This window comes from Candidatus Pelagibacter bacterium nBUS_36 (genome assembly GCF_051201215.1).
Classification (GTDB): Bacteria; Pseudomonadota; Alphaproteobacteria; order Pelagibacterales; family Pelagibacteraceae; genus Pelagibacter.
In genome coordinates, this window is record NZ_CP172839.1 from 1 (window position 1) to 20,564 (window position 20,564).

21 protein-coding genes and 1 tRNA gene are annotated in these 20,564 nt (G+C 27.2%); 10 read left to right on the plus strand and 12 right to left on the minus strand.

The window, feature by feature from the left end; all coding sequences use genetic code 11:
• Positions 1 to 100: 100 nt before the first annotated feature.
• The gene (dnaA, locus tag ACIJYI_RS00005; protein WP_435114091.1) at positions 101 to 1,519 is read left to right on the plus strand and encodes a chromosomal replication initiator protein DnaA; all 1,419 of its coding nucleotides are present in this window, start codon (positions 101 to 103) and stop codon (positions 1,517 to 1,519) included.
• Entirely contained in the window at positions 1,509 to 2,621 is a 1,113-nt protein-coding gene (gene dnaN, locus ACIJYI_RS00010) for a DNA polymerase III subunit beta (RefSeq protein ID WP_435114092.1), read from the plus strand. Before dnaA ends, dnaN begins: the two co-directional genes overlap by 11 nt.
• Here dnaN and ACIJYI_RS00015 read toward each other — a convergent pair.
• From ACIJYI_RS00015 to argH, 4 genes are read right to left on the minus strand one after another with little or no spacing between them, the layout of a single operon-like run.
• Positions 2,618 to 3,319: a lysophospholipid acyltransferase family protein gene (locus ACIJYI_RS00015; RefSeq protein ID WP_435114093.1), complete on the minus strand. Its 702-nt coding sequence runs from the start codon at positions 3,317 to 3,319 to the stop codon at positions 2,618 to 2,620. The genes dnaN and ACIJYI_RS00015 overlap by 4 nt on opposite strands.
• A gap of 12 nt (positions 3,320 to 3,331) precedes the next feature.
• Positions 3,332 to 4,546: a diaminopimelate decarboxylase gene (lysA, locus tag ACIJYI_RS00020; protein WP_435114094.1), complete on the minus strand. Its 1,215-nt coding sequence runs from the start codon at positions 4,544 to 4,546 to the stop codon at positions 3,332 to 3,334.
• On the minus strand, positions 4,546 to 4,677 hold the full coding sequence (locus ACIJYI_RS00025) for a hypothetical protein (protein ID WP_435114095.1): 132 nt from the start codon (positions 4,675 to 4,677) through the stop codon (positions 4,546 to 4,548). The genes lysA and ACIJYI_RS00025 overlap by 1 nt, the downstream gene beginning before the upstream one ends.
• Complete coding sequence (gene argH / locus ACIJYI_RS00030; protein WP_435114096.1) at positions 4,674 to 6,065, minus strand: argininosuccinate lyase; 1,392 nt, start codon at positions 6,063 to 6,065, stop codon at positions 4,674 to 4,676. The genes ACIJYI_RS00025 and argH overlap by 4 nt, the downstream gene beginning before the upstream one ends.
• A gap of 24 nt (positions 6,066 to 6,089) precedes the next feature.
• Between argH and ACIJYI_RS00035 the strand changes: the two genes are divergently transcribed.
• Complete coding sequence (locus tag ACIJYI_RS00035; protein ID WP_435090316.1) at positions 6,090 to 6,599, plus strand: TlpA family protein disulfide reductase; 510 nt, start codon at positions 6,090 to 6,092, stop codon at positions 6,597 to 6,599.
• On the opposite strand, the gene ACIJYI_RS00040 is transcribed toward ACIJYI_RS00035, so the two are convergent.
• Entirely contained in the window at positions 6,596 to 6,799 is a 204-nt protein-coding gene (locus tag ACIJYI_RS00040) for a twin transmembrane helix small protein (RefSeq protein WP_435114097.1), read from the minus strand. The two genes, ACIJYI_RS00035 and ACIJYI_RS00040, sit on opposite strands and share 4 nt — an antisense overlap.
• A gap of 49 nt (positions 6,800 to 6,848) precedes the next feature.
• On the opposite strand from ACIJYI_RS00040, the gene ACIJYI_RS00045 reads away from it, so the two are divergent.
• Together ACIJYI_RS00045 and ACIJYI_RS00050 are read left to right on the plus strand one after the other, a co-directional pair.
• Positions 6,849 to 7,499 carry an alpha/beta hydrolase gene (locus tag ACIJYI_RS00045; protein WP_435090319.1) on the plus strand — a complete coding sequence of 217 codons (651 nt, stop codon included), beginning with the start codon at positions 6,849 to 6,851 and terminating at the stop codon, positions 7,497 to 7,499.
• 47 nt (positions 7,500 to 7,546) lie between these two features.
• On the plus strand, positions 7,547 to 8,116 hold the full coding sequence (locus ACIJYI_RS00050; protein WP_435090320.1) for an HNH endonuclease: 570 nt from the start codon (positions 7,547 to 7,549) through the stop codon (positions 8,114 to 8,116).
• Here ACIJYI_RS00050 and ACIJYI_RS00055 read toward each other — a convergent pair.
• From ACIJYI_RS00055 to ACIJYI_RS00065, 3 genes are read right to left on the minus strand one after another with little or no spacing between them, the layout of a single operon-like run.
• Positions 8,113 to 8,646, minus strand: a complete 534-nt coding sequence (locus ACIJYI_RS00055; RefSeq protein WP_435114098.1) for a demethoxyubiquinone hydroxylase family protein — start codon at positions 8,644 to 8,646, stop codon at positions 8,113 to 8,115. The genes ACIJYI_RS00050 and ACIJYI_RS00055 overlap by 4 nt on opposite strands.
• A complete protein-coding gene (locus ACIJYI_RS00060) occupies positions 8,633 to 9,115 on the minus strand; it encodes a disulfide bond formation protein B (protein WP_435114099.1) in 483 nt (160 codons plus the stop codon). The genes ACIJYI_RS00055 and ACIJYI_RS00060 overlap by 14 nt, the downstream gene beginning before the upstream one ends.
• The gene (locus tag ACIJYI_RS00065) at positions 9,108 to 9,713 is read right to left on the minus strand and encodes a YqaA family protein (RefSeq protein ID WP_435114100.1); all 606 of its coding nucleotides are present in this window, start codon (positions 9,711 to 9,713) and stop codon (positions 9,108 to 9,110) included. The genes ACIJYI_RS00060 and ACIJYI_RS00065 overlap by 8 nt, the downstream gene beginning before the upstream one ends.
• 64 nt (positions 9,714 to 9,777) lie before the next feature.
• On the opposite strand from ACIJYI_RS00065, the gene ACIJYI_RS00070 reads away from it, so the two are divergent.
• A tRNA-Leu gene (locus ACIJYI_RS00070) sits at positions 9,778 to 9,862 on the plus strand.
• Positions 9,863 to 9,869: 7 nt separating this feature from the next.
• On the plus strand, positions 9,870 to 11,600 hold the full coding sequence (locus ACIJYI_RS00075; RefSeq protein ID WP_435114101.1) for an AMP-dependent synthetase/ligase: 1,731 nt from the start codon (positions 9,870 to 9,872) through the stop codon (positions 11,598 to 11,600).
• A gap of 371 nt (positions 11,601 to 11,971) precedes the next feature.
• Here ACIJYI_RS00075 and ACIJYI_RS00080 read toward each other — a convergent pair whose 3' ends face one another.
• The 4 genes from ACIJYI_RS00080 to ACIJYI_RS00095 are packed head-to-tail and all read right to left on the minus strand — an operon-like array spanning position 11,972 to position 16,059.
• Positions 11,972 to 12,889, minus strand: a complete 918-nt coding sequence (locus ACIJYI_RS00080; RefSeq protein ID WP_435114102.1) for a CarD family transcriptional regulator — start codon at positions 12,887 to 12,889, stop codon at positions 11,972 to 11,974.
• The gene (gene fdxA, locus ACIJYI_RS00085) at positions 12,831 to 13,157 is read right to left on the minus strand and encodes a ferredoxin FdxA (protein ID WP_435114103.1); all 327 of its coding nucleotides are present in this window, start codon (positions 13,155 to 13,157) and stop codon (positions 12,831 to 12,833) included. The genes ACIJYI_RS00080 and fdxA overlap by 59 nt, the downstream gene beginning before the upstream one ends.
• Entirely contained in the window at positions 13,157 to 13,570 is a 414-nt protein-coding gene (locus tag ACIJYI_RS00090) for a TerB family tellurite resistance protein (RefSeq protein ID WP_435114104.1), read from the minus strand. The genes fdxA and ACIJYI_RS00090 overlap by 1 nt, the downstream gene beginning before the upstream one ends.
• A gap of 5 nt (positions 13,571 to 13,575) precedes the next feature.
• Positions 13,576 to 16,059, minus strand: a complete 2,484-nt coding sequence (locus tag ACIJYI_RS00095) for a helicase-related protein (protein ID WP_435114105.1) — start codon at positions 16,057 to 16,059, stop codon at positions 13,576 to 13,578.
• A 172-nt stretch (positions 16,060 to 16,231) separates the two neighbouring features.
• Between ACIJYI_RS00095 and ACIJYI_RS00100 the strand changes: the two genes are divergently transcribed.
• The 3 genes from ACIJYI_RS00100 (at position 16,232) to ACIJYI_RS00110 (ending at position 20,496) form a co-directional block, all read left to right on the plus strand.
• Positions 16,232 to 18,193, plus strand: coding sequence for an acetoacetate--CoA ligase (locus ACIJYI_RS00100; protein WP_435114106.1), 1,962 nt, complete (start codon positions 16,232 to 16,234; stop codon positions 18,191 to 18,193).
• Entirely contained in the window at positions 18,194 to 19,420 is a 1,227-nt protein-coding gene (locus tag ACIJYI_RS00105; protein WP_435114107.1) for a pyridoxal phosphate-dependent aminotransferase, read from the plus strand. It abuts the gene before it with no gap.
• A 71-nt stretch (positions 19,421 to 19,491) separates the two neighbouring features.
• A complete protein-coding gene (locus ACIJYI_RS00110) occupies positions 19,492 to 20,496 on the plus strand; it encodes a TAXI family TRAP transporter solute-binding subunit (RefSeq protein WP_435114108.1) in 1,005 nt (334 codons plus the stop codon).
• Positions 20,497 to 20,564: the final 68 nt, after the last annotated feature.

A 20,564-nucleotide genomic window follows, 5' to 3' on the forward strand; every position in this document is an offset into this window, starting at 1 on the left:
ATTTAAATCTACAATCATAGATTTTATTTTTTTTTAATTTTATATAATAATTTGTTGCAAAAATTTTATATTAGTTCTAACTGAGATTTTCCTAGAAGTTATGAATAAATCTACAAATACAAAAAATTTAAACAATTTTAAAACTGAAAATTTTGATTGGAAATTAGTTCAGGCTCAAATGAAAGATAAGTTGGGACCAGAAATCTTTGAAAGCTGGCTTAAAAAAATTTCTTTTGTAGATGAATTTAATAATTACATATTATTATCAGTATCAACAAGATTCATTAGAGATTGGATAACCTCACGATATTTAGATCAAATTTTACAGATTATTAAAGTTCATAAGAAAGATATAATTAGAATTGAATTTAATATAGTTGATCAAGATTCAAGATTACAGAAAAATGAAATCACTCAAAAACCTTTAGTCAGAAGTGAAAATATTTCTTTTATAGAAGACTCTTACCTTCAATATAATCGAATAGATCCAAATAAACGATTTGATAATTTTATAACAGGCTCAAGTAATAAACTTGCTTACGAAGCATCTTTAAAAGTTTCAGAAAATATATCGCATTATAACCCTTTATATATTTATGGTGGCGTTGGAATGGGTAAAACACATCTTTTAAATTCTATCGGTCTTGAATTAAAAAAAAATAACAAAGTAATGTTTATATCAGCTGAGCGTTTTATGTATCAGTTTGTAAAATCAATTAAGTCGAATGATATGGTAAAGTTTAAGGAATACTTTAGGAATACAGATATTTTATTGATAGATGATATTCAATTCATAAGTGGTAAAGAAGCAATGCAGGAAGAATTTTTTCATACTTTTAATGCATTGTTGGATAAAGGTTCTCAAATAATTGTTTCAGCTGATAGATCACCAAATAAATTATCAAGAATTCAAGAAAGAATTAAATCTAGGTTTTCAGGTGGTTTAGTTGTCGATATTCAAAAACCAGATAATGAACTTAGAAAAAAAATTGTTGAAAACAAAACTGAGGAATTAAATAATCTTTATGCAGATCAAATAAAGGTTTCTAAAGAAATACAAGATTTTATAAGCAATGAAATCACCGCAAGTGTAAGAGAGTTAGTTGGTGCCATAAATAGAGTTGTCTCATTTTCAAGAATTTACAACAAAGTACCAAATTTAGCCGAAACAAAAGTTGTGTTAAAAGATTTGTTAAATTTAGCAGAAAATAAAGTAACAATTGATTTAATACAAACAACTGTCTGTAAATTTTTTAAGATTAGCAAAAATGAAATGTTATCATCTAGAAGATCAAGATATCTTGTAAGACCAAGACAGACAGCTATATATCTCACTAAAATTTTAACTTCTAAATCTTTGCCTGAAATAGGAAGAGAGTTTTCTAATAGAGATCATACGACAATAATTCATTCAGTAAAAACTATTGAAAAAATTAAAGAAAAAGACCCAGAGATGGTTGAAAATATTAGCAAGTTAAAGAATCAGATACTATATAATAACAAAGAAAATGAAATTTAACGTTAATCAACAAGATCTACAGCAAGCATTAAATTATTGTCAGGGTGTAATTGAAAAACGTAGTACTCTTCCAATTTTGTCTAATATTTTATTAGATGTGAGTAACTCAAATCTAACAATAACAGCTACAGATTTAGATTTAATATTTATACATCAGTTAAATAATGTTGAGATTTTACAGGAAGGTAAGACCACGACAACCTCTTCTATCATGTATGATATTATAAGAAAATTTTCTTCAGGAAAAAAAATAAATCTTTCTTTAACTGATATAAGCAAGCTACAGGTTGAGTCTGAAAAATCTATCTTTAATTTGAATTGTATTAGCGCGACTGAGTTTCCGTTAACAGATGAGAATTTTAATCAAAATGAGTTTGTTATTAAATCAAAACAACTTTTAAAATTATTAAATAAATGTAAATTTTCTGTTTCGAATGACGAGACAAGACATTATCTAAGTGGAATTTATTTACATCAAACTGAAGTAGAAGATAAGAATTACTTAACAGCTGCAGCAACTGACAGTCATAGAATGTCTATTTCAAAAATTAGACTAGATCAAAAAATTGACTTTGAACCAATTATATTACCAAAGAAAACTATTTTTCAACTATGTTCTTTACTAGATAGTTATGATGGAGATGTAAAAATCTCTAATATTAAATCTAAAATAAAATTTGAGTTAAATAACAGTGTATTGATTTCAAAACTTATTGATGGAAAGTTTCCAAATTACATACAGGTAATACCAAAAAATAATCAAAAAAAATTAGAGATTGATTTAAAATTATTTTTAAACTCTGTTGATAGAGTTGCATCAGTATCACTAGATAAAAAAGATGGAGTAAAATTTAACTTATCAAAAGATACTTTAGATCTTTCTGTTAATAATACTAACAGTGGTGATGGTAAAGAAACTTTAAATGTAAAATTTGATCATGATTTAGAAATAAGTTTTAATTCAAGATATTTAATTGATGTTGCATCTCAATTAGATGGAGAAAAAGTTGAGATATTTTTTAACGATACGGGTTCCCCAGCTTTAATAAAAGACCCAGGAGATTTTGATAGTATATTTGTTGTTATGCCAATGAAAGGCTAGTCTAAAAAGTTAAGTTCAGAATAAATATTATTCTCTAAAATTTTAATAAACTCTTGTTTTGAATACCCAGCAACAATAGGTTTTAAAATTGAAATAGTAATAGTTTTGTGACTATGTTTTAGTCCTCTTTTGGGCCAAACATATCCAGAGTTGATAGCAACTGGTTGACAGTTTATTTTTAATTCTTCATAAATTCTTGAAGCACCTTTTTTAAATGGTGGTCTTTCATTTGGTAAAACTCTTGTTCCTTGAGGAAAGATTATAAGGGGTCTCTTTGACTTATTTATAATCTCTGAAATATCGTCAAAGAAACTTAAATTGTCTTTGGTAACTTTATTTCTCTTTATTGAAATAGATCCAATTTTTTTTAAGTACCAACCAAATATAGGTATCACAAGTAATTCTTTTTTGAGAATAAATACAGGTGAGTTAAAAATTGTTTGTAGAAAAAACGTTTCAAACATTGATTGATGCGATGCGGCTATAAAAAATTTTTCATTATTAATGATATTTTCTTTTCCTTTGATTATGATTTTTGTTGATAAAAAAAACTTAAGACAAAAGCTTGTCCAATAGCCCATTAACTTTCCACCAATAAGAACAACCTTTTGAGGTAAAAAAAATGCAGGTAAAAAAATTAATGAAATAATTACTATTCCAGAAAAAAAGAAAATTGAAAATATAAAGTTTCTAATCATTATTATCAAAAGCTACATTAAATCTTTATGCTTTTGTCTTTTTCTTATAATCTTTATTTTTGAACCTTTGATTAATAATTCTACAGGTTTGGGCCTAACATTATAATTTGAACTCAATGACATTCCGTATGCACCAACATCGCACATAGCAACTAAGTCTTTTTCTTTTAGTTCTTGGAAGTTTTTTAACGTTGTAAATTTATCAGTACTTTCACAAATTGGACCAACAAACTCATAAACTTTTTTAGATTTCTTGTTAGTTTTTATTGAAGGTAGCATTTTATGGGTTGTACCATATAAAGCAGGTCTTAATAAATCATTCATTGCAGCATCAAGAATTATAAAATTTTTTCTTTCACTTTTTTTTATATATATTATTTTTGAAATAAGTGTCCCTGTGTTACCCACAATAGACCTGCCAGGTTCGAATATTATTTTTGATTTGTGGTTTTTTAAGAATTTTTTAATAGCAAGATTATATTTTTTATAATCAAGTTTTTTATCATTATCATTATACGAAATACCCATACCCCCACCTAAATCAATAAATTCAAACTGATAATTTGTTTTTTTAATAATTCTATCAATTACATTGAGCATTTTTTCATAGGGTTTGTGATCTAAAATTTGACTTCCTATATGGACACTTAGACATTTCAGTTCTAAATAATTTGAATTTTTGCAATAATTGATAAGCTCAAAAAATGTTTTTTCATTAACACCAAATTTATTTTCTTTTTTTCCAGTTGAAATTTGGCTCAAAGTTTTTGCGTCTGTATTAGGGTTTAATCTAATACCAATTTGTACCCCCTTCTTTTTTAATTTTGCAATTCTATGAATTTCTATAATTTCACTTTTAGACTCAGCATTTATTAATAATATTTTTTTATCAATAGCATAACTAATTTCATTTGAAGTTTTTCCAACTCCTGAAAAGACAATTTTTTTTGGACTTATACCTGCTTTAAGCGCCATCATTAGTTCACCTATTGATACTACGTCTGCTCCAAGGCCAAATTTTTTTATCTCTCTAATTAAATCTACATTAGTGTTAGATTTAACAGCAAAACATATTAAAGGAGCAAAAGATCTAAAGCTTTTTTTAAAATTATTAATATTATTATTTAGCTTTTTATAGGAGTAACAATAAGTTGGTGTACCATATTTGTTTGCAATATTTTGTACACTAACTCTCTCAATTGTAAGTTTTTTATTTATATATTTCATTAAGCATTATTTATAAGGGTACTTTGTAATCTAGCTTTTTGATCTGGATCTTTATATTCAGGGTCTCCTTTTTTACCACAGGCAATAATAATGCAGCATAATATTAATGTTAGAAAAATTTTTTTTATCATTTTCGTTTTTTATATTTGATTATCATTTTTTTAATATTATCAAAAGATGTTCCGCCATATGATTTTTTAGAATTTATAGAATTCCTCAAATCAAACACTTTTAGAACATCATTTGTTAATTTTGGTACAATTTTCTTTAATTCTTCTAGGGTAAATTCGTTAAGATTTTTATTTTTCTTCTCTGCCAAATTAACAATAGCTGCAGTTTTTTGATAAGCTTGTCTAAAAGACATTGAGTGATTTTTTACAAGATGATCAGCTAGGTCTGTTGCCGTAATAAATCCAGAATTTGCAAGTTTTAACATTTTTTTCTTATTAGGCTTAGAATTTTTGAGAATTTCATCAAATATTTTAAGACAATTGACAAGAGTATCATTTGATTTAAAAATAATTTCTTTATCATCTTGAAGGTCTTTAAAATATGAAAGTGGCAACCCTTTCAAAATTGTTAGCATAGAAAATAAATTTCCATAGGTGCCTCCGGTCTTTCCTCGCAAGTATTCTAAAAGATCTGGGTTTTTCTTTTGAGGCATTATGGATGAACCAGTAACCACTTTATCAGACAAATTTATTAGATTAAAACCATCAGAGCTCCAAATAATAAGTTCCTCAGCAATTCTTGAAATATGCATGGAACATACAGATACACTATATAAAAAATCTAAAACAAAATCTCTATCTGAAACAGTATCAATTGAATTATTAGTAGCTCTTTTAAAACCAAGTTTTTTAGTTGTATAATTTCTATCAATATTAAAAGACGTTCCCGTTAAAGCAGCAACGCCTAAAGGATTTTCATCTAAACTATCCAAATTATTAATAAATCTTTTTTTATCTCTATTAAACATTTCAACATAAGCCATTAAATAATGAGCAAAAGAAACTGCTTGAGCATTTTTAAGATGTGTGAAGCCAGGCATAATAGTGTCTACATTTTTTTCAGCTAGTTTTAACGTGCTGTTAATAATTTTATCTATTAAAACATTAATCTCTTTTGTTGAAAATCTTATCCAAATTTTAAGATCTGTAATTACTTGATCATTTCTTGATCTTGCAGTGTGAACATATCCTGCTTCTTCACCAATTATTTGAAATAGTCTTTTTTCAATATTCATATGAATATCTTCATATTTTTTATTAAATTCAAATTTTTTATTTGATATTTCTTTTTCTATTTTGTTTAGACCGTAGATAATTTTGTTTTTAATTTTAAAAGAAATTATTTTTTGTTTAAATAACATTTCCACATGAGCAATAGATCCTTGGATATCTTCTTTGTAAAGTCGCTTATCAATGTCTATTGAATTACCAACTTTTTGAAATAAAGAAGAGGCACTCTTTTTAATACGAGTGTTCCATATTGCTTGGTTGTTTTTATTTTTTACCATGATATTTAATTATACCTATTTACCATGAGATTTTTAATATTATTTACTTTTTTGGTTACAAATGTCTTTGCTAATGATGTATCTGAGATAAAAAATATAGTTATTCATAAAGACGTAAAAACTCATAATAATGTTATTTTTTTAGATAAAAAAGATCACGAAATTAACATTTCAAATTTTGATGGAAATTTAATTATATTAAATTTTTGGGCAACCTGGTGTGAGCCATGTAAAGAAGAGATGCCATCATTAGATAGATTACAAGTTAATTCAGAGCTAGTTAATTTAAAAGTTTTTCCAATAAATATTGGAAAAGAAAATAAAATAAAAGTTAATAAGTTTTTTGAGGATTTTAATATAAAAAATTTTGAACCATATTTTGATCCACCAATAACACTTGCTAAAAAATTTTCATTACGTGGAGTTCCAACATCAATTTTAATTAATAAAAACGGTGAAGAATTTGCGAGAATAATTGGTTCAATTGATTTCGACGATAAAAAATTTATTAGTTGGCTTAAGACTTATAATTAATTTTTAAAAAAATATGCAAAGCTGACAAGAACTAGTATAGCTATAAATTGAAGCAGAACTCTCATTTGCATTAATTTATTTGAATATTTTTTGCTAGTTTCCCCACCTTTAAAAAGAGTTCCAATTCCTAGAATTAGTACTACGGCAACCAATATCAAAAGTACTATTGATAATATTTTAACAAATATTCCTGAAATCATTTAATTATTGTAGAGTGTTTTTAAAAATAAAAAACATAATTAGTTAACTATGACATTTTGCCTAGACTCAATAATAATTAGACCAGAAAATGGACTCGAGATAAAAAATGCAGTGATTTTACTCCATGGATATGGAGGAGATGGAAAAGATATTAGTATGCTGTCTTTAAACTGGAAGAGACATATGCCCAATACTGTTTTTATATGTCCAAATGGGCACGAGAAATGTGTTGTAAATCCTACAGGTTATCAATGGTTTGATTTAACTAAGGAGGATCCTAGTTACATATTAGATCAATCAATTATAGCTGAAAATAAGATTAAAAATTTTATTGAAGAAATTAAAAAAGAATTTAATTTAACACATAATCAAATTTGCTTATCTGGATTTAGTCAGGGATGCATGATGTCATTAAACGTTGGTCTCACTTCTAGAGAAAAATTTTTATGTATAGTTGGTTTTTCGGGAAAAATTATTAATCAGGATAATTTAAAAGAAAGAATTAATAATTCCACAGACACATTATTAATACATGGTGATGTTGATCAGGTTGTGCCTTCAATACATTTATTAGAGGCAAAAGATTTTTTAATTAGAAATAGTGTTGAGGTTGAGACACTACTAATTAAAGATTGTGATCATCATATTCCTCTGAAAGCTTCAAGTACAGCACTTAATTATATTTTAAAAAAAATATAATCTTTCTTATTATTGAAAAAATTCTTTAACTGAGTTAACATTGAGTTATGAATGATTTTTTTGAGCAAAATGTATCATTACAAAAGTGTCCAGCATTAGTTCTTAATGCTGATTATAGACCACTAAGCTATTATCCTTTATCTTTATGGTCTTGGCAAGATACTGTAAAGTCAGTTTTTCTTGATAGAGTTATTATTGTTAGTAATTATGACAGGACAATAAGAAGCCCTTCATTTAGCATGCAATTACCTAGTGTTATTGCTTTAAAAGATTATATTGTGCCACAAACAAAGCCAAGCTTTACAAGGTTTAATGTTTTTTTAAGAGATAAGTTTTCTTGTCAATATTGTGGAAGTAATGAAGAACTTACTTTTGATCATCTTCTGCCAAGATCTAAGGGTGGTGAAACCAATTGGGACAACGTTGTTACAGCTTGTTCATCATGCAATGTTAAGAAGGGTGGAAAATTACTAAAATACTCAGATATGCAATTAAATCAAAGTCCTTATCGACCATCAACGGAAGATTTACACAAAAATGGTAAAAACTTTCCTCCTAACTTTTTACATAAAAGTTGGATGGATTATCTATATTGGGATGTGGAACTAGAGTCCTAAATCTTTTCAGAAATATTTATTGCGATTTTTGATCCTGTTTTAATAACTTTATCTAGTATTGAATAAATACCTTTCTTAGTTGCCCCTTTTTCATAGGCTATATCTTTGTGATTTAGTTCATCTTCTCTAAATTTTACTATTTTTTTCTTAAGGTTTTTTTCATCATTACCTAGTTGTTTAATTTGATCTAAATAATGTTTATCTATTACTTCTTCAACAGAAGCTGTACAAAGCATTGCTGCTTTTTTTCCTAATATTGTCGAACCAAAACCTAACCCTACACCCATTAAATCCCAAAGAGGCAATAGTTTAGTTGGGTTAATATTTCTTTTTTTAATTTCATTTTCGAAGTAATCGCAATGTTCTTTTTCATGTTTCTTCATTTCTTCAATTGTCTTTTTTAAATCATCATCTTTTATAAAAGTATTAAGAGCTAGTAATTGGCCTTCATATATTTTTATAGCTCCACGTTCACCAGCGTGATCCACTCTTATAAACTCTTCTATTTTTTTCTTATTAATTTTTGTCATACGAAAAATATATTTTAGTAAAAACTATTGTTATTAATAAAGATATAATTATATTTAGTGTTGTAAGTGAAAAACCTAAAATTTTAAATGTTACATCTTTGCAGCTGACTATTTTTTGCTGTAATTGCTGTAATATTTCTTCTTTAGATAAGATTTTAGAACTATTTTTAAGATCACAGACAAGAGATTCTTTAATAAAACCTTGCTCAATTCCCAAATGATATAAAGATATTAACGTGCTAGTCAAAAAAACAAAGACCAACAAAAGTATTAAATACCTTTCTAAATGATTAAACTTGAAGTTAATTGTAATTATAATTAAAGCTATCACATAAGGTATTCTTTCAATCAAACATAGATTACATGGTTGATAACCTAAAATATACTCAATGAAGTAAGCAGAAATTAACGCAAATAAACTTATTAAAAACGTAAGTAAAAGAAATTTTTTTTTATTTAGATTAAGCATTAAATTTTAAAATTATAAGTATGATAAAAAATATTAAAATTATCAACAAACCCAAAATGGTAAACCATTTGGACCCATGTTTTTCCATAAATTCTGAAAATAAATCACCAAATTTATAAGATAAATATGAAATAAGGAAGAATCTTAGACTTCTTGAGATCAAACTTACTATCATAAAGACTAATATGTTAAAACCAATCAATCCACTTGCGATAGTGAATGCTTTATATGGTAGAGGAGTAAAGCCAGCTAAAAAAAGAATACTCAACCAAGCAAAAAAACCCTCACCTTGAGACAAATTATTTTTTATACTGACTACCTTTTTTTCATACCCATAAAACTCAATTATATTCATTGCTGTATCTAAAAAAATAGCACCAATCATATAGCCAAAAATACCTCCCAAGACTGAAAATATTGAAGCTATTAAAAAGATTTTTAAGTAATTTTTCTTTTTAGCTATAACCATAGGGATAATCATGACATCAGGTGGTATAGGAAAAAAAGAACTTTCTACAAATGATACAACGCCTAAGAAAAAATTAGAACTTTTATGTGCAGCTAAGTTTAAACATTTTTTGTAAAGAGTTTTAAACATTTTTTGGTTTTATTATAATTTGAGTTCTTATACTATTTAAAATATTAATTAATTAATAATAGAAGGGCGAATGGCGGAACTGGTAGACGCGCACGACTCAAAATCGTGTTTCGCAAGAAGTGAGAGTTCGATTCTCTCTTCGCCCACCAAAAGATTATGGATTTAGATAAATTAAACAGTTTAGTTGAATTATTTTTTTATCAAGTAGATAAACAAAATAAAGAAAGTATTTTTTTACAGTGGTTAAACCCAAATAATAAAAAAACATATACATGGGAAGAGACTCGACAAAATATTTTTAAATTATCTAAAGTGATAAAACAAAATATAAAAAAGGGTGATAGATGTCTATTAGTATCTGAGAATAGACCTGAATGGTTCATTTCTGACTTGGCTATTATGTTATCTGGTGGAATTACAGTTCCAGCATATACAACTTATACAGAGGAGGATTACAAGTATTTAATTGAAGATTGTGAGCCAAGTTTAGTAATAGTTTCAAACAATGAAATGTTAACGAAATTAAGTAACACTATTAATAAAAAAGATTATATTAAAAAAGTTATTACATTAGATGAAGTCAATAAAGTCATTAGTAATTTAAATTTAACTAATAAAGAACAATATTTAGATTTTGGTACAATATTAAAAAATAATTTATTAGAAGAAGATAAAATTAAAAATAACAAATTAAAAAGAACTTCACCTGCTTGTATAATTTATACTTCAGGAACTGGAGGAAATCCAAAAGGTGTAATCTTAAGTCATGGTGGTATTTTAAACAATCTTGTAGGAGCTTGTGAAATTATGAGGCCATTATTTAATTCAAGGCCAGTGTTTTTAACTTGGCTGCCTCTTTCTCATTCTTATGAACACTGCGTACAATTTGCTCAGATCGCTGTAGGCGCAAAGGTTTTTTATGCTGATAGAATAGAAAAACTTTTAGAAAATATGTCAGAATCAAAACCTACAATTATGACCGCTGTTCCAAGATTTTATCAAAATCTTTATAACAAAATTAATAATAATTTAAAAAAACAAACAGGTTTTAAAGCAAAGTTAATTAATGCAACTCTTCGACTTGGTAATAAAAAATTATTAAATCAAAAAATGACTTTTTATGAAAAATTAGTAGATTTAATAGTTGAAATATTAGTTAGAAAAAAAATAAAAAAGCAGTTTGGTGGAAACCTAAAAGCCTTTGTTTCTGGTGGAGGTGCTCTGGATAGAGAGATAGGGGAATTTTTGAATTCTGTAGGGCTACCCACGCTTCAAGGTTATGGTTTAACAGAAACATCACCAGTAGTAAGCTGTAATCCTATACACAAGATTAAAGTTGAAACTGTTGGTCCTCCCTTTAAAGGAAACGAGGTTAAAATAGCTGATGATGGAGAAATTTTAGTTAAAGGTGAAAATGTAATGTTGGGATATTGGAATAAAAAAGAAGAAACAGACAAAGTAATTATTGATGGGTGGCTTTATACAGGTGACATAGGAGAAATTGACCAAGAGGATGGTTATTTAAAAATTACAGATAGAAAAAAAGATATTATCGTAAATGCAGGAGGAGATAATATTTCACCAGCTAAAATTGAAAATTTGATCACAAATGAAACAGAAATTGATCAATGCATGGTTTATGGAGATAAAAAAAATTATTTAGTTGCTCTAATAGTGCCCAGTAAAGACTTTGTAAAAGAAAAAGAGAAAATAAAAATTGTAATTGAAAAAATAAATAAAAAATTAACTTTATTAGAAAAAATAAAAAAAATTCAATTGATAGATGAAAATTTTTCTATTGAAAACGGTTTAATGACACCAACAATGAAAGTAAAAAGAAAAAAAGTTACAGAAAAATATAAAGACCAATTAGAAAAACTTTATTAAATCATAATTCATAAACTGTATATTATCCGCATAAACATTAACTAAATTAATTAAATAAAATTTAAAAAAAAAATAAAAACAAAATTATTTTTTTTTAAATTTAAGTTTTAATTAAAGAATTGACATAACTTGTATAAAAAAATAAAAATATAGTAATAGCGAATCAATTTGATTCGTTTAACTTAAACAGGGAGCTAAAGATGCCTAAGAAGAGAAAAAAAGCTGCTAAAAAAACTAAAAGAAAAGCAGCAAAGAAGAAAACTAAGAAAAAAGCAAAAAAGGCTAAAAAAGCTAAGAAAAGAAAAAGATAGTAATTATCTAATCTTTATTAAAAACGCTTCTCATTACAATTTGTGTGAGAGGCGTTTTTTTTATTCGTCCAAAGGATCTTCGTTTTCTGTAATTGGCTCTTCTACTGGTAATTCAGATGTAGAAGTTTTAGGAGTTGTTGATACTGGTGTCGTAGCTTGAGGAGTTAAATTTCTCTTTAAAGCTTTATCTAATTTTTTTTGAGTGTCTTCTAGTGAGACGTTAAGCACAATTTGAAACTCAGATAAAATTCTCTCATAAGCTTTTTCAAATAATTGTCTTTCACTATAAGATTGATCAACCATTAGGTCATCACCTTTGTTTAAATCTCTTACAACCTCTGCTAATTCATAAATTTTACCAGATGAAATTTTAGCTTCATATTCTTGAGCTCTTCTGCTCCACATAGATCTTTTAATTTTTGGTTTACTTTTTAAAATAGATATACATTTATTTACCTGATTAATTGTTGCCAATGGTCTAAGATGTGATTGCTTATTGACAGGAACCATACCATTAGCTTTATCTTTTTCAAATTTTATAACATAGGTTTCAACATCAATTCCTCCTATGTTAATTTTTTTAAATTCAGTAATTTGACCAACACCGTGCTTAGGATAAACAACGTGGTCTTTAATTTTATATTCTCTTTTCTCAGTTTCTTGTTTTTTTACTTTTTTAATTTCAGGTTTAATTTCATTACTCTTTGAAATTCTTAAATTATCTGTTTTTGGTTCTTCTTTTTTTTCAGTTACTTTTTTAACTTTGATTGATTTCGTAGGAATCTTCTTTGTAATAACTTTAGTTTTTTTTGTTATTACTTTTTTGGTTTTTTTTACTTTAGTTTTTACTTTAACAACTTTTTTAGGTTTTGGTGTTTTTACAGCTACTTTTTTTTTAACTTTTTTCACAGTTTTACCTTTAAAGATTTTCTTTAAAATATTTTTCGTACTTATTTTGCTCATTTTTAAATTTTTCATGATCCGTTGGTGGATCTTTTTTTTCACTTATGTTGGGCCAGATATCTGAAAACTTTTTATTAATTTCTAACCATTTTTCACTTCCAGGTTCAGTATCAGCTTTTATAGCATCAACAGGACATTCTGGCTCGCAAACGCCACAATCTATACACTCATCCGGTTTAATTACAAGCATATTTTTTCCCTCATAAAAACAATCAACCGGACAAACATCAACACAGTCTGTTAGTTTACACTTAATACATTTGTCGTTTACAATATATGTCATTACAAGTTTTGATTTTTTATTCGATCTTTAATATCGCCCATAGTTTTATTGTCAATATACAAGAGACCAGCAAGACGTCTCATTAAATTTGTTTCATAAATATCCGCATCTTTATTTGAATAAATAATTGACCATAAAGCCTCAACAATTTTAATTTTATCTTTGTTAGACAAATTTTTTACCTCTTTTGTAAAATCTAAAATTTGATTTGAATTTTCTTCAATAATTTTTGCATTTTTAGTTATTTTTAATAAATCTTCTTGAGGTGCACCAAGTTCTAAAAGTGTCTTTTTTATAATTTCTTCCTCATTTTCTGTATAATTTTCGTCTATCTTTGCTGCATGAACTAACAATGCACAAATCTTGATTAAAAAATCAACTTCTGTCTTATTATTATCTTTTTTAAAAAACATTTAGATTATCTAAGGTTTAAATCTTTTAAAATTTTGAATGGGTTTTCATTAGAGGTTTTTTGTTTTGATATTTTTCTAATTTTTTTTGTAGGATTATATGTGAAAAATGTATTTTCATCTTTATCAAATACTTTATATCCCATTTTCTGTAAAAGTTTTTTAAAGTTTTCTTTGCTACAACCTAATAAATTGAGCATTTCTGGTATGATCTTAATCTCTTTATTTTCTTTAGAGTTTGAAGAGTTTATTATCAACATAAATAATCTTTCAAGAATATCTATTCTTACAAAAAAAGTGTCAAATTTTTCAAATCCACAAAGAAGCATAAAATTTTTATTTTTAGAATCTTTGTCATCTAAAAAATTTAAACCAAAAGTAGGTGGTTTTAAATTATAATATTTTTGATGAAAATTTTTCCATAGCAATGTTCTTAATGATACAGCTTCTGGTTTGATCAATTGGAATAAAAAAACATGATACCTTCCAAATTTTACACCAAGTTCCCTTAAAATTTTTCTTTCATTTTGTCCAAGTGTTTTTAGATATTCAGAAACTTGCTCTCTTTTTAAAACACCATTATTTTCATACAATTGATAAGCTAAAGCTTTTATTGATGAATTATTTTCTTTTAAGTTTTTTAAATCAATTAAATTTTTGAGAACTGTATTAATTTTACCTTGAGTCCACTTATTAATGTATTCACTCAACTTTTGTTTTTGATTTATTTCAATAGTTTCATCAACAATTAGCTCGAAATTAGGGTTTAAATAATCATTACCTGTTGTTAATTTAGCTATTGGAGAGTTGTTCCAATAAATTTTAAAATCATTATTAAGTTCAATCAGACCTGTATCAATAATCGTTTGAATTCTTTTTTCTAGCTCAGGACCTATTGATTGCCTTGCAGCTTTTTTTAACGATTTAATATCTGTCTCTAGTGCACCTTTTTTTAGATCTAATTCTAATTTAAGGCCATTTATTTTCCCAATAAAATGATCATCAATCATGACATTGTTGTTTTCTAAAATTTCTGTTTTAAATTCCATATCTTGTTTTAAACCTCTAGCAAGAACACTTGCTCTTTTATCAATAAATGTTTTGGTAAGTTCTTCATGAAGTCTGTCCGAAAGTCTGTCTTCTAAATGTTTAGTTTTTTCTATCCAATAGTCTTGATTTTCTATCCAATTATTTTTATTAGAAACATATGACCAAGTTCTAACATTTGCAATTCTATTTGATAAAGAATCAACATTTCCCTCTAATTTATCTAATTTTATTAATTGTAACCTCATAAATTCATCAGAAATTCTTCCTTTTTCACTACTTAAAAATCTAAAAACATTACCAATTACTTCGTAATGATTTCCATAAGTTTTTTTAACAAAATCTGGTATTTGACAACATTCCCAAAGAAGATTGAGTGTTATTTTATCAAACTTGAAATTAATTAAATTTTTATCTCTTAAGAAATATTTCAAAGCTTTTTCATCCTCGCACTCATGAATTTTTCTTAACCAATCCATTTGTGGCTTTTCTTCCAGTGATTTAATTAGACTTAAAGGATTATTAAAATTTAAATAGGAATTTCTCCAAAATAAAGTCCGAATTTCATCAAACTTATGATTTTCTAATAATTCAACATCTTCAGCTGTAATCTCTTTGCAGTCTCCAGTAATACCAAAGTTGCCATCATTTAAATACCTTCCAGCTCTACCAGCAATTTGACCTATTTCAGATAAATTTAATTTCCTTAATTTTTTTCCATCAAATTTTTTTAGATTAGAAAAATAAACATGATCTAAATCCATATTAATACCCATTCCAATAGCATCAGTTGCTACTAGAAAATCAACATCACCTGATTGATAGAGCTCTACTTGAGCATTTCTTGTCTTAGGACTTAAAGACCCCATAACAATTGCGGCACCACCTTTTTGTCTTCTAATTAATTCAGCTATTGCATAAACTTCTTCCGCAGAAAAAGCTATTATTGCTGTTTTTCTATTTATTCTTGAAATTTTTTTATGACCTGCGTAGGTTAATTTTGATAAACGATCTCTATTTATAAATTCTATATCCCCATTTAATTTTGATATTATATTTTTAATAATGCTTGAGCCCATGAGCATTGTAAGTTTTTCTCCCCTCATGTTTAAAAGTCTTTCTGTAAAAATATGTCCTCTTTCATGATCAGAACACATTTGAATTTCATCAACACCAACAAATTCTAAATGTTTGTCAATTGGCATAGACTCAACAGTGCATAAAAAGTATTTAGCGTTAGAGGGGATAATTTTTTCTTCACCTGTAATTAAAGCAACTTTATCTAAGCTAATTTTTTTAATTACTTTGTCATAAACTTCCCTTGCTAATAATCTAAGAGGAAAACCAATCATACCTGAGTCGAAAGAGAGCATTGTTTCAATAGCAAGATGAGTTTTGCCTGTATTAGTGGGGCCAAGAACAGCTGTGATTTTATGTTTTGTCATTTCTATCTTTGGTATACTTTTTTTTTTACCTACCAGATATTGTTACTGTTAAAGAACAAAAATAGACTAAAACATGACCGAATCGGAGTGTAAAAAGTTCTCATTTTACTTATAAACTATACTTAGATTAGCATAATTCAGATTAATTCTATAATAGTAAATTAAAAAAATTATGACCAAAAAACTTTGGCAAGCATCTTTAAATCAGAAAAAAAACTCAAATTTATTTAAATTTGAAAACTATATTTCAAAAAAATTTAATAAAAAATTTAATAATGATTTTCAAAAAATTTTAAGCTGGAGTATTAAAAACTCTCCAGAATTTTGGAGTTCTTTTTGGGATTTTACTAAAATTAATGGAATAAAAAGTAGTAAAAAAATTAAAAAATCAAAAAAATTTTATAAAAATTTGTTCTTACCAGGTAGTAAATTGAATTTTGCTAATAATTTATTAGCAAAAAATGATAAAAAAAAAGCAGCAACCTTTATTAGTGAAAACGGTTTTAGAGAAGAAAGAAGTTGGCAAAAATTAAATCAAAACACTAATAAATTAGTGCAGTTTTTAAAAAACAAAAAAATTAAACAAAAAGATAGAGTTGCGGCTTACATGCCAAATACTATAGAAACTGTAGAAGCTTTTATTGCTACTTCTGCGATTGGTGCTATATGGTCTTCTTGCTCCCCCGATTTTGGAGTGAACGGTGTAATTGAAAGATTTTCTCAAATTAATCCAAAAATATTATTTATATCAGATCAATATTTTTATAATGGCAAACAAATAAACATCATAGATAGACTTCCGGAAATTTTAAAAGCAATTCCTTCAATAAAAAATGTTGTTGTTGCAAACTATCCTGGAAAAAGTTTTGTAAAATATAAAAAAAAAATTAAAAAGATAAACTTAACCTCATGGACAAAATTGATGAAAGTTAATGCTAAGGATATGATTTACCCTAATTTTGATTTTGAACATGAGCTTGCTATACTTTATTCAAGTGGGACTACTGGTAAACCAAAATGCATTTGCCACAGAACTGGTGGTGTATTAATTCAACATAAAAAAGAACATCAATTACATTGTGATGTTAAAGAAGGTGATAACGTTTTTTATTTTACAACATGTGGTTGGATGATGTGGAATTGGCTAATAAGCTCCTTAGCATCTAAGGCTTCAATTGTTTTATTTGATGGATCTCCAATGTTTGAAAAAGATGATTTATTATTAAAAATTGCTGATAAAGAAAAAATTACATTATTAGGCGTAAGTGCAAAATATATTGATGCACTACGAAAATTTAAACCAACCCTAAAATACAAATATAAACTTAATAAATTAAAAACAATTTGCTCAACTGGTTCACCACTTTCTAATGATGGATTTAAGTACGTCTATCAAAATATTAAAAAAGATGTTCATTTGTCATCAATTTCAGGAGGAACCGATATCGTGTCATGTTTCGTTTTAGGAAATTTGTATCAACCAGTTCATATGGGGGAAATTCAAAATAAAGGATTAGCTTTGAATGTTGATATTTTTAATGACAAAGGAAAACCTCTTAAAAACATAAAAGGTGAATTAGTTTGCAAAAATCCTTTTCCGTCTATGCCTTTAAAATTTTGGAATGATAAAAATGAAAATAAATTCAAAGATGCATATTTTAATCGTTTTATTAATGTTTGGCATCATGGTGATTTTGCTGAAATAAAAAAAACTAAAGGATTTGTTATTCATGGTAGATCAGACACAACTCTAAATCCTGGTGGTGTTAGGCTTGGAACAGCTGAAATTTATTCAGAAGTTGAAAAGTTTAAGGAGATAAAAGAGTCAATAGTTGTGGGACAATCTTGGGATAATGATGTTAGAATTATTTTATTTATTGTCATGAATGCAAAATTTTTTCTTACTGAAGATTTATTAAAAAAGATTAAGACTCAAATAAGAAAAAATGCTTCTCCAAGACATGTTCCAAGTAAAGTAATTGTAGTCAGTGATATTCCAAGAACTAAAAGTGGTAAAATAGTTGAACTCGCTGTAAAAAATACCGTAGAAGGAAATAATATTAAAAACAAAGAAGCCTTGGCAAACCCTAAGGTTTTAGAACAATTTAAGAATTTAAAAGAATTAAGTGTTTAAATGTTAAAGGATTTAGTTAAAAATTTAAAACCATCATCTACTTTGTTGATTAATGAAACATCTAGAAAATTAGAAGATCAAGGTAAAAAAATATTTAAATTTGGATTTGGACAATCACCATTTAAGATACCAGAGGGTATAGTTGAAGAGTTAAAAAATAACGCACATCAAAATAAATATTTACCAATGCAAGGTCTATCCGAGCTAAGGGAATCAGTCGCAAAACATACATCAACCAAAAAAAATTATAACTATAAATCTGAAAACGTAATTATTGGACCTGGCTCAAAAGAATTAATGTTTTTGCTACATGTAATTTTTGATGGAGAAATTATATTACCTGCACCTAGCTGGGTTTCATATGCTCCTCAAGCAATACTAGGTAGAAATAAAACGCAATTTTTACAAACAAAAAGAGAGAACAATTGGTTTCCGACAGCTTCAGAAATTGAGGAAGTTATTTTAAAGGATAAAAATAAAAATTATTTACTATTCTTAAATTCACCAAACAACCCATCAGGTCAAATTTGTGAAAATCTAGAGGAAATAGCAGGTATTGCTAAAAAATATAATCTTATTATTTTGTCTGATGAAATATATTCAGAGTTAAGTTTTAAGGATAATTATCAATCTATTTCCAATTTTTGTCCTGAGAAAACAATTGTTAGTACTGGGTTAAGCAAATGGTGTGGAGCTGGGGGATGGAGATTGGGTTATTTTTTAGTTCCAGACTTATTAATCGAAATTAAAAATATGATAAATGTGTTAGCAAGTGAAACTTTTTCTGCTGTTAGTGCGCCTATTCAATATGCAGCAATAAAAGCTTACAAGAATGATCATTCACATTATATTAATAAATCTAGAAAAATTTTGAGTGCAGTTGGTAACTATGTTTATGAAAACCTAAAATCTAATAAAATTTTAATCAATAAACCTCAAGGTGGATTCTATTTGATGCCTGAGTTTTTAAATCAGAAATTTAATTCTTCGGCTGAAATGTGCGACAGTATATTGAACGACACAGGTGTAGCTTTGTTACCTGGATCTGATTTTGGTTTTGATCAAAAAAAAATGTTAGCAAGATTGAGTTTTACTGATTTTGATGGTCAAAAATTTATGAATAAAATTGATATGAATCAAAAAATTGACAATGATCTTATTAATGACTTTGCACCTAAAATTGTTGAAGGTGTTGATAAGTTAAAAAAATGGTCTGAATCAATATAAAATCTCGCTATACATAAGCAGTTAATTACTATTAAATTAAAATATATAAAAAACCTATAGAGGGAGAAAAAATGAAAAAAACAATCACATCTTTATCAAGTGCTTTGTTGATTTTAGTTGCATCACTATCTTTAACGGGTGTAGCAAAATCAGCAGAGTTCTTTACGATAGGAACTGGTGGACCTACTGGAGTTTATTTCCAGACAGGAAACGCCATTTGCAAAATGTTACACAAATCTGCAATAAGTGCTGATCACGGAAGAAAAAAAGGTACCGCTAAAGCTTACAGATGTACTGCACCATCAACTGGTGGATCAAATTATAATATTGGTCAAATAGCAGCTGGTGAATTCCAATTTGGTGTAGCTCAATCAGACTGGCAATATCATGCTGTAAATGGATCTAGCAAATGGGAAGGGAAACAATTTAGTGATTTGAGAGCTGTGTTCTCAGTTCATAATGAACCTTTTCAAATTTGGGCTAGAAAAAAAGCTAAGATCAAAGATTTTGCTGGATTAAAAGGAAAAGTTGTTAATATTGGTAATCCAGGTTCTGGTCAAAGAGGAACAATGGAAGAACTAATGAAAGCAATGGGTGTTGATAATAGTTATTTTAAATCAACAACTGAACTTACTTCATCTGAGCAAGTAAAAGCTTTATGCGATGGAAAAATTGATGCTTTTGGTTATTCTGTAGGTTTCCCAAATGGTGCTATGGAACAAGCAGCTACTTGTGCTGCAAAAGCTTCACCAATCAACTTAACAGGACCTGAAGTTCAAGGTTTAATAGATGGTGCTGATTATTATGCACAAGCTGTAATTCCAAAGGGCACTTATACAAAACAGAAAAAAGATGCGACTACATTTGGTGTAAAAGCTACAGTAGTGACTTCTGCAGATGTTTCTGAAGAGCTTGTTTATTTAGTTGTAAAAGCTGTGATGGAAAATTTTGATGATTTCAAAAAACAACATCCTGCTTTTGGATTTTTGGAAAAGAAAAACATGATTAAAGATGGTTTATCTGCTCCACTACATCCAGGTGCAATTAAATATTACAAAGAAGTTGGATTAATGTAGTCCAATTAAGTAATTTAATTAAAAGGCCTGATTTTTATCGGGCCTTTTTTTTATAATAGAGTATCTTT

Bases quoted from the DNA above. Each gene is read 5' to 3' on its own strand.
- dnaA (WP_435114091.1), top strand. From the start codon at position 101: ATGAATAAATCTACAAATACAAAAAATTTAAACAATTTTAAAACTGAA.
- dnaN (WP_435114092.1), top strand. From the start codon at position 1,509: ATGAAATTTAACGTTAATCAACAAGATCTACAGCAAGCATTAAATTAT.
- ACIJYI_RS00015 (WP_435114093.1), bottom strand. From the start codon at position 3,319: ATGATTAGAAACTTTATATTTTCAATTTTCTTTTTTTCTGGAATAGTA.
- lysA (WP_435114094.1), bottom strand. From the start codon at position 4,546: ATGAAATATATAAATAAAAAACTTACAATTGAGAGAGTTAGTGTACAA.
- ACIJYI_RS00025 (WP_435114095.1), bottom strand. From the start codon at position 4,677: ATGATAAAAAAAATTTTTCTAACATTAATATTATGCTGCATTATTATT.
- argH (WP_435114096.1), bottom strand. From the start codon at position 6,065: ATGGTAAAAAATAAAAACAACCAAGCAATATGGAACACTCGTATTAAA.
- ACIJYI_RS00035 (WP_435090316.1), top strand. From the start codon at position 6,090: ATGAGATTTTTAATATTATTTACTTTTTTGGTTACAAATGTCTTTGCT.
- ACIJYI_RS00040 (WP_435114097.1), bottom strand. From the start codon at position 6,799: ATGATTTCAGGAATATTTGTTAAAATATTATCAATAGTACTTTTGATA.
- ACIJYI_RS00045 (WP_435090319.1), top strand. From the start codon at position 6,849: ATGACATTTTGCCTAGACTCAATAATAATTAGACCAGAAAATGGACTC.
- ACIJYI_RS00050 (WP_435090320.1), top strand. From the start codon at position 7,547: ATGAATGATTTTTTTGAGCAAAATGTATCATTACAAAAGTGTCCAGCA.
- ACIJYI_RS00055 (WP_435114098.1), bottom strand. From the start codon at position 8,646: ATGACAAAAATTAATAAGAAAAAAATAGAAGAGTTTATAAGAGTGGAT.
- ACIJYI_RS00060 (WP_435114099.1), bottom strand. From the start codon at position 9,115: ATGCTTAATCTAAATAAAAAAAAATTTCTTTTACTTACGTTTTTAATA.
- ACIJYI_RS00065 (WP_435114100.1), bottom strand. From the start codon at position 9,713: ATGTTTAAAACTCTTTACAAAAAATGTTTAAACTTAGCTGCACATAAA.
- ACIJYI_RS00075 (WP_435114101.1), top strand. From the start codon at position 9,870: ATGGATTTAGATAAATTAAACAGTTTAGTTGAATTATTTTTTTATCAA.
- ACIJYI_RS00080 (WP_435114102.1), bottom strand. From the start codon at position 12,889: ATGAAAAATTTAAAAATGAGCAAAATAAGTACGAAAAATATTTTAAAG.
- fdxA (WP_435114103.1), bottom strand. From the start codon at position 13,157: ATGACATATATTGTAAACGACAAATGTATTAAGTGTAAACTAACAGAC.
- ACIJYI_RS00090 (WP_435114104.1), bottom strand. From the start codon at position 13,570: ATGTTTTTTAAAAAAGATAATAATAAGACAGAAGTTGATTTTTTAATC.
- ACIJYI_RS00095 (WP_435114105.1), bottom strand. From the start codon at position 16,059: ATGACAAAACATAAAATCACAGCTGTTCTTGGCCCCACTAATACAGGC.
- ACIJYI_RS00100 (WP_435114106.1), top strand. From the start codon at position 16,232: ATGACCAAAAAACTTTGGCAAGCATCTTTAAATCAGAAAAAAAACTCA.
- ACIJYI_RS00105 (WP_435114107.1), top strand. From the start codon at position 18,194: ATGTTAAAGGATTTAGTTAAAAATTTAAAACCATCATCTACTTTGTTG.
- ACIJYI_RS00110 (WP_435114108.1), top strand. From the start codon at position 19,492: ATGAAAAAAACAATCACATCTTTATCAAGTGCTTTGTTGATTTTAGTT.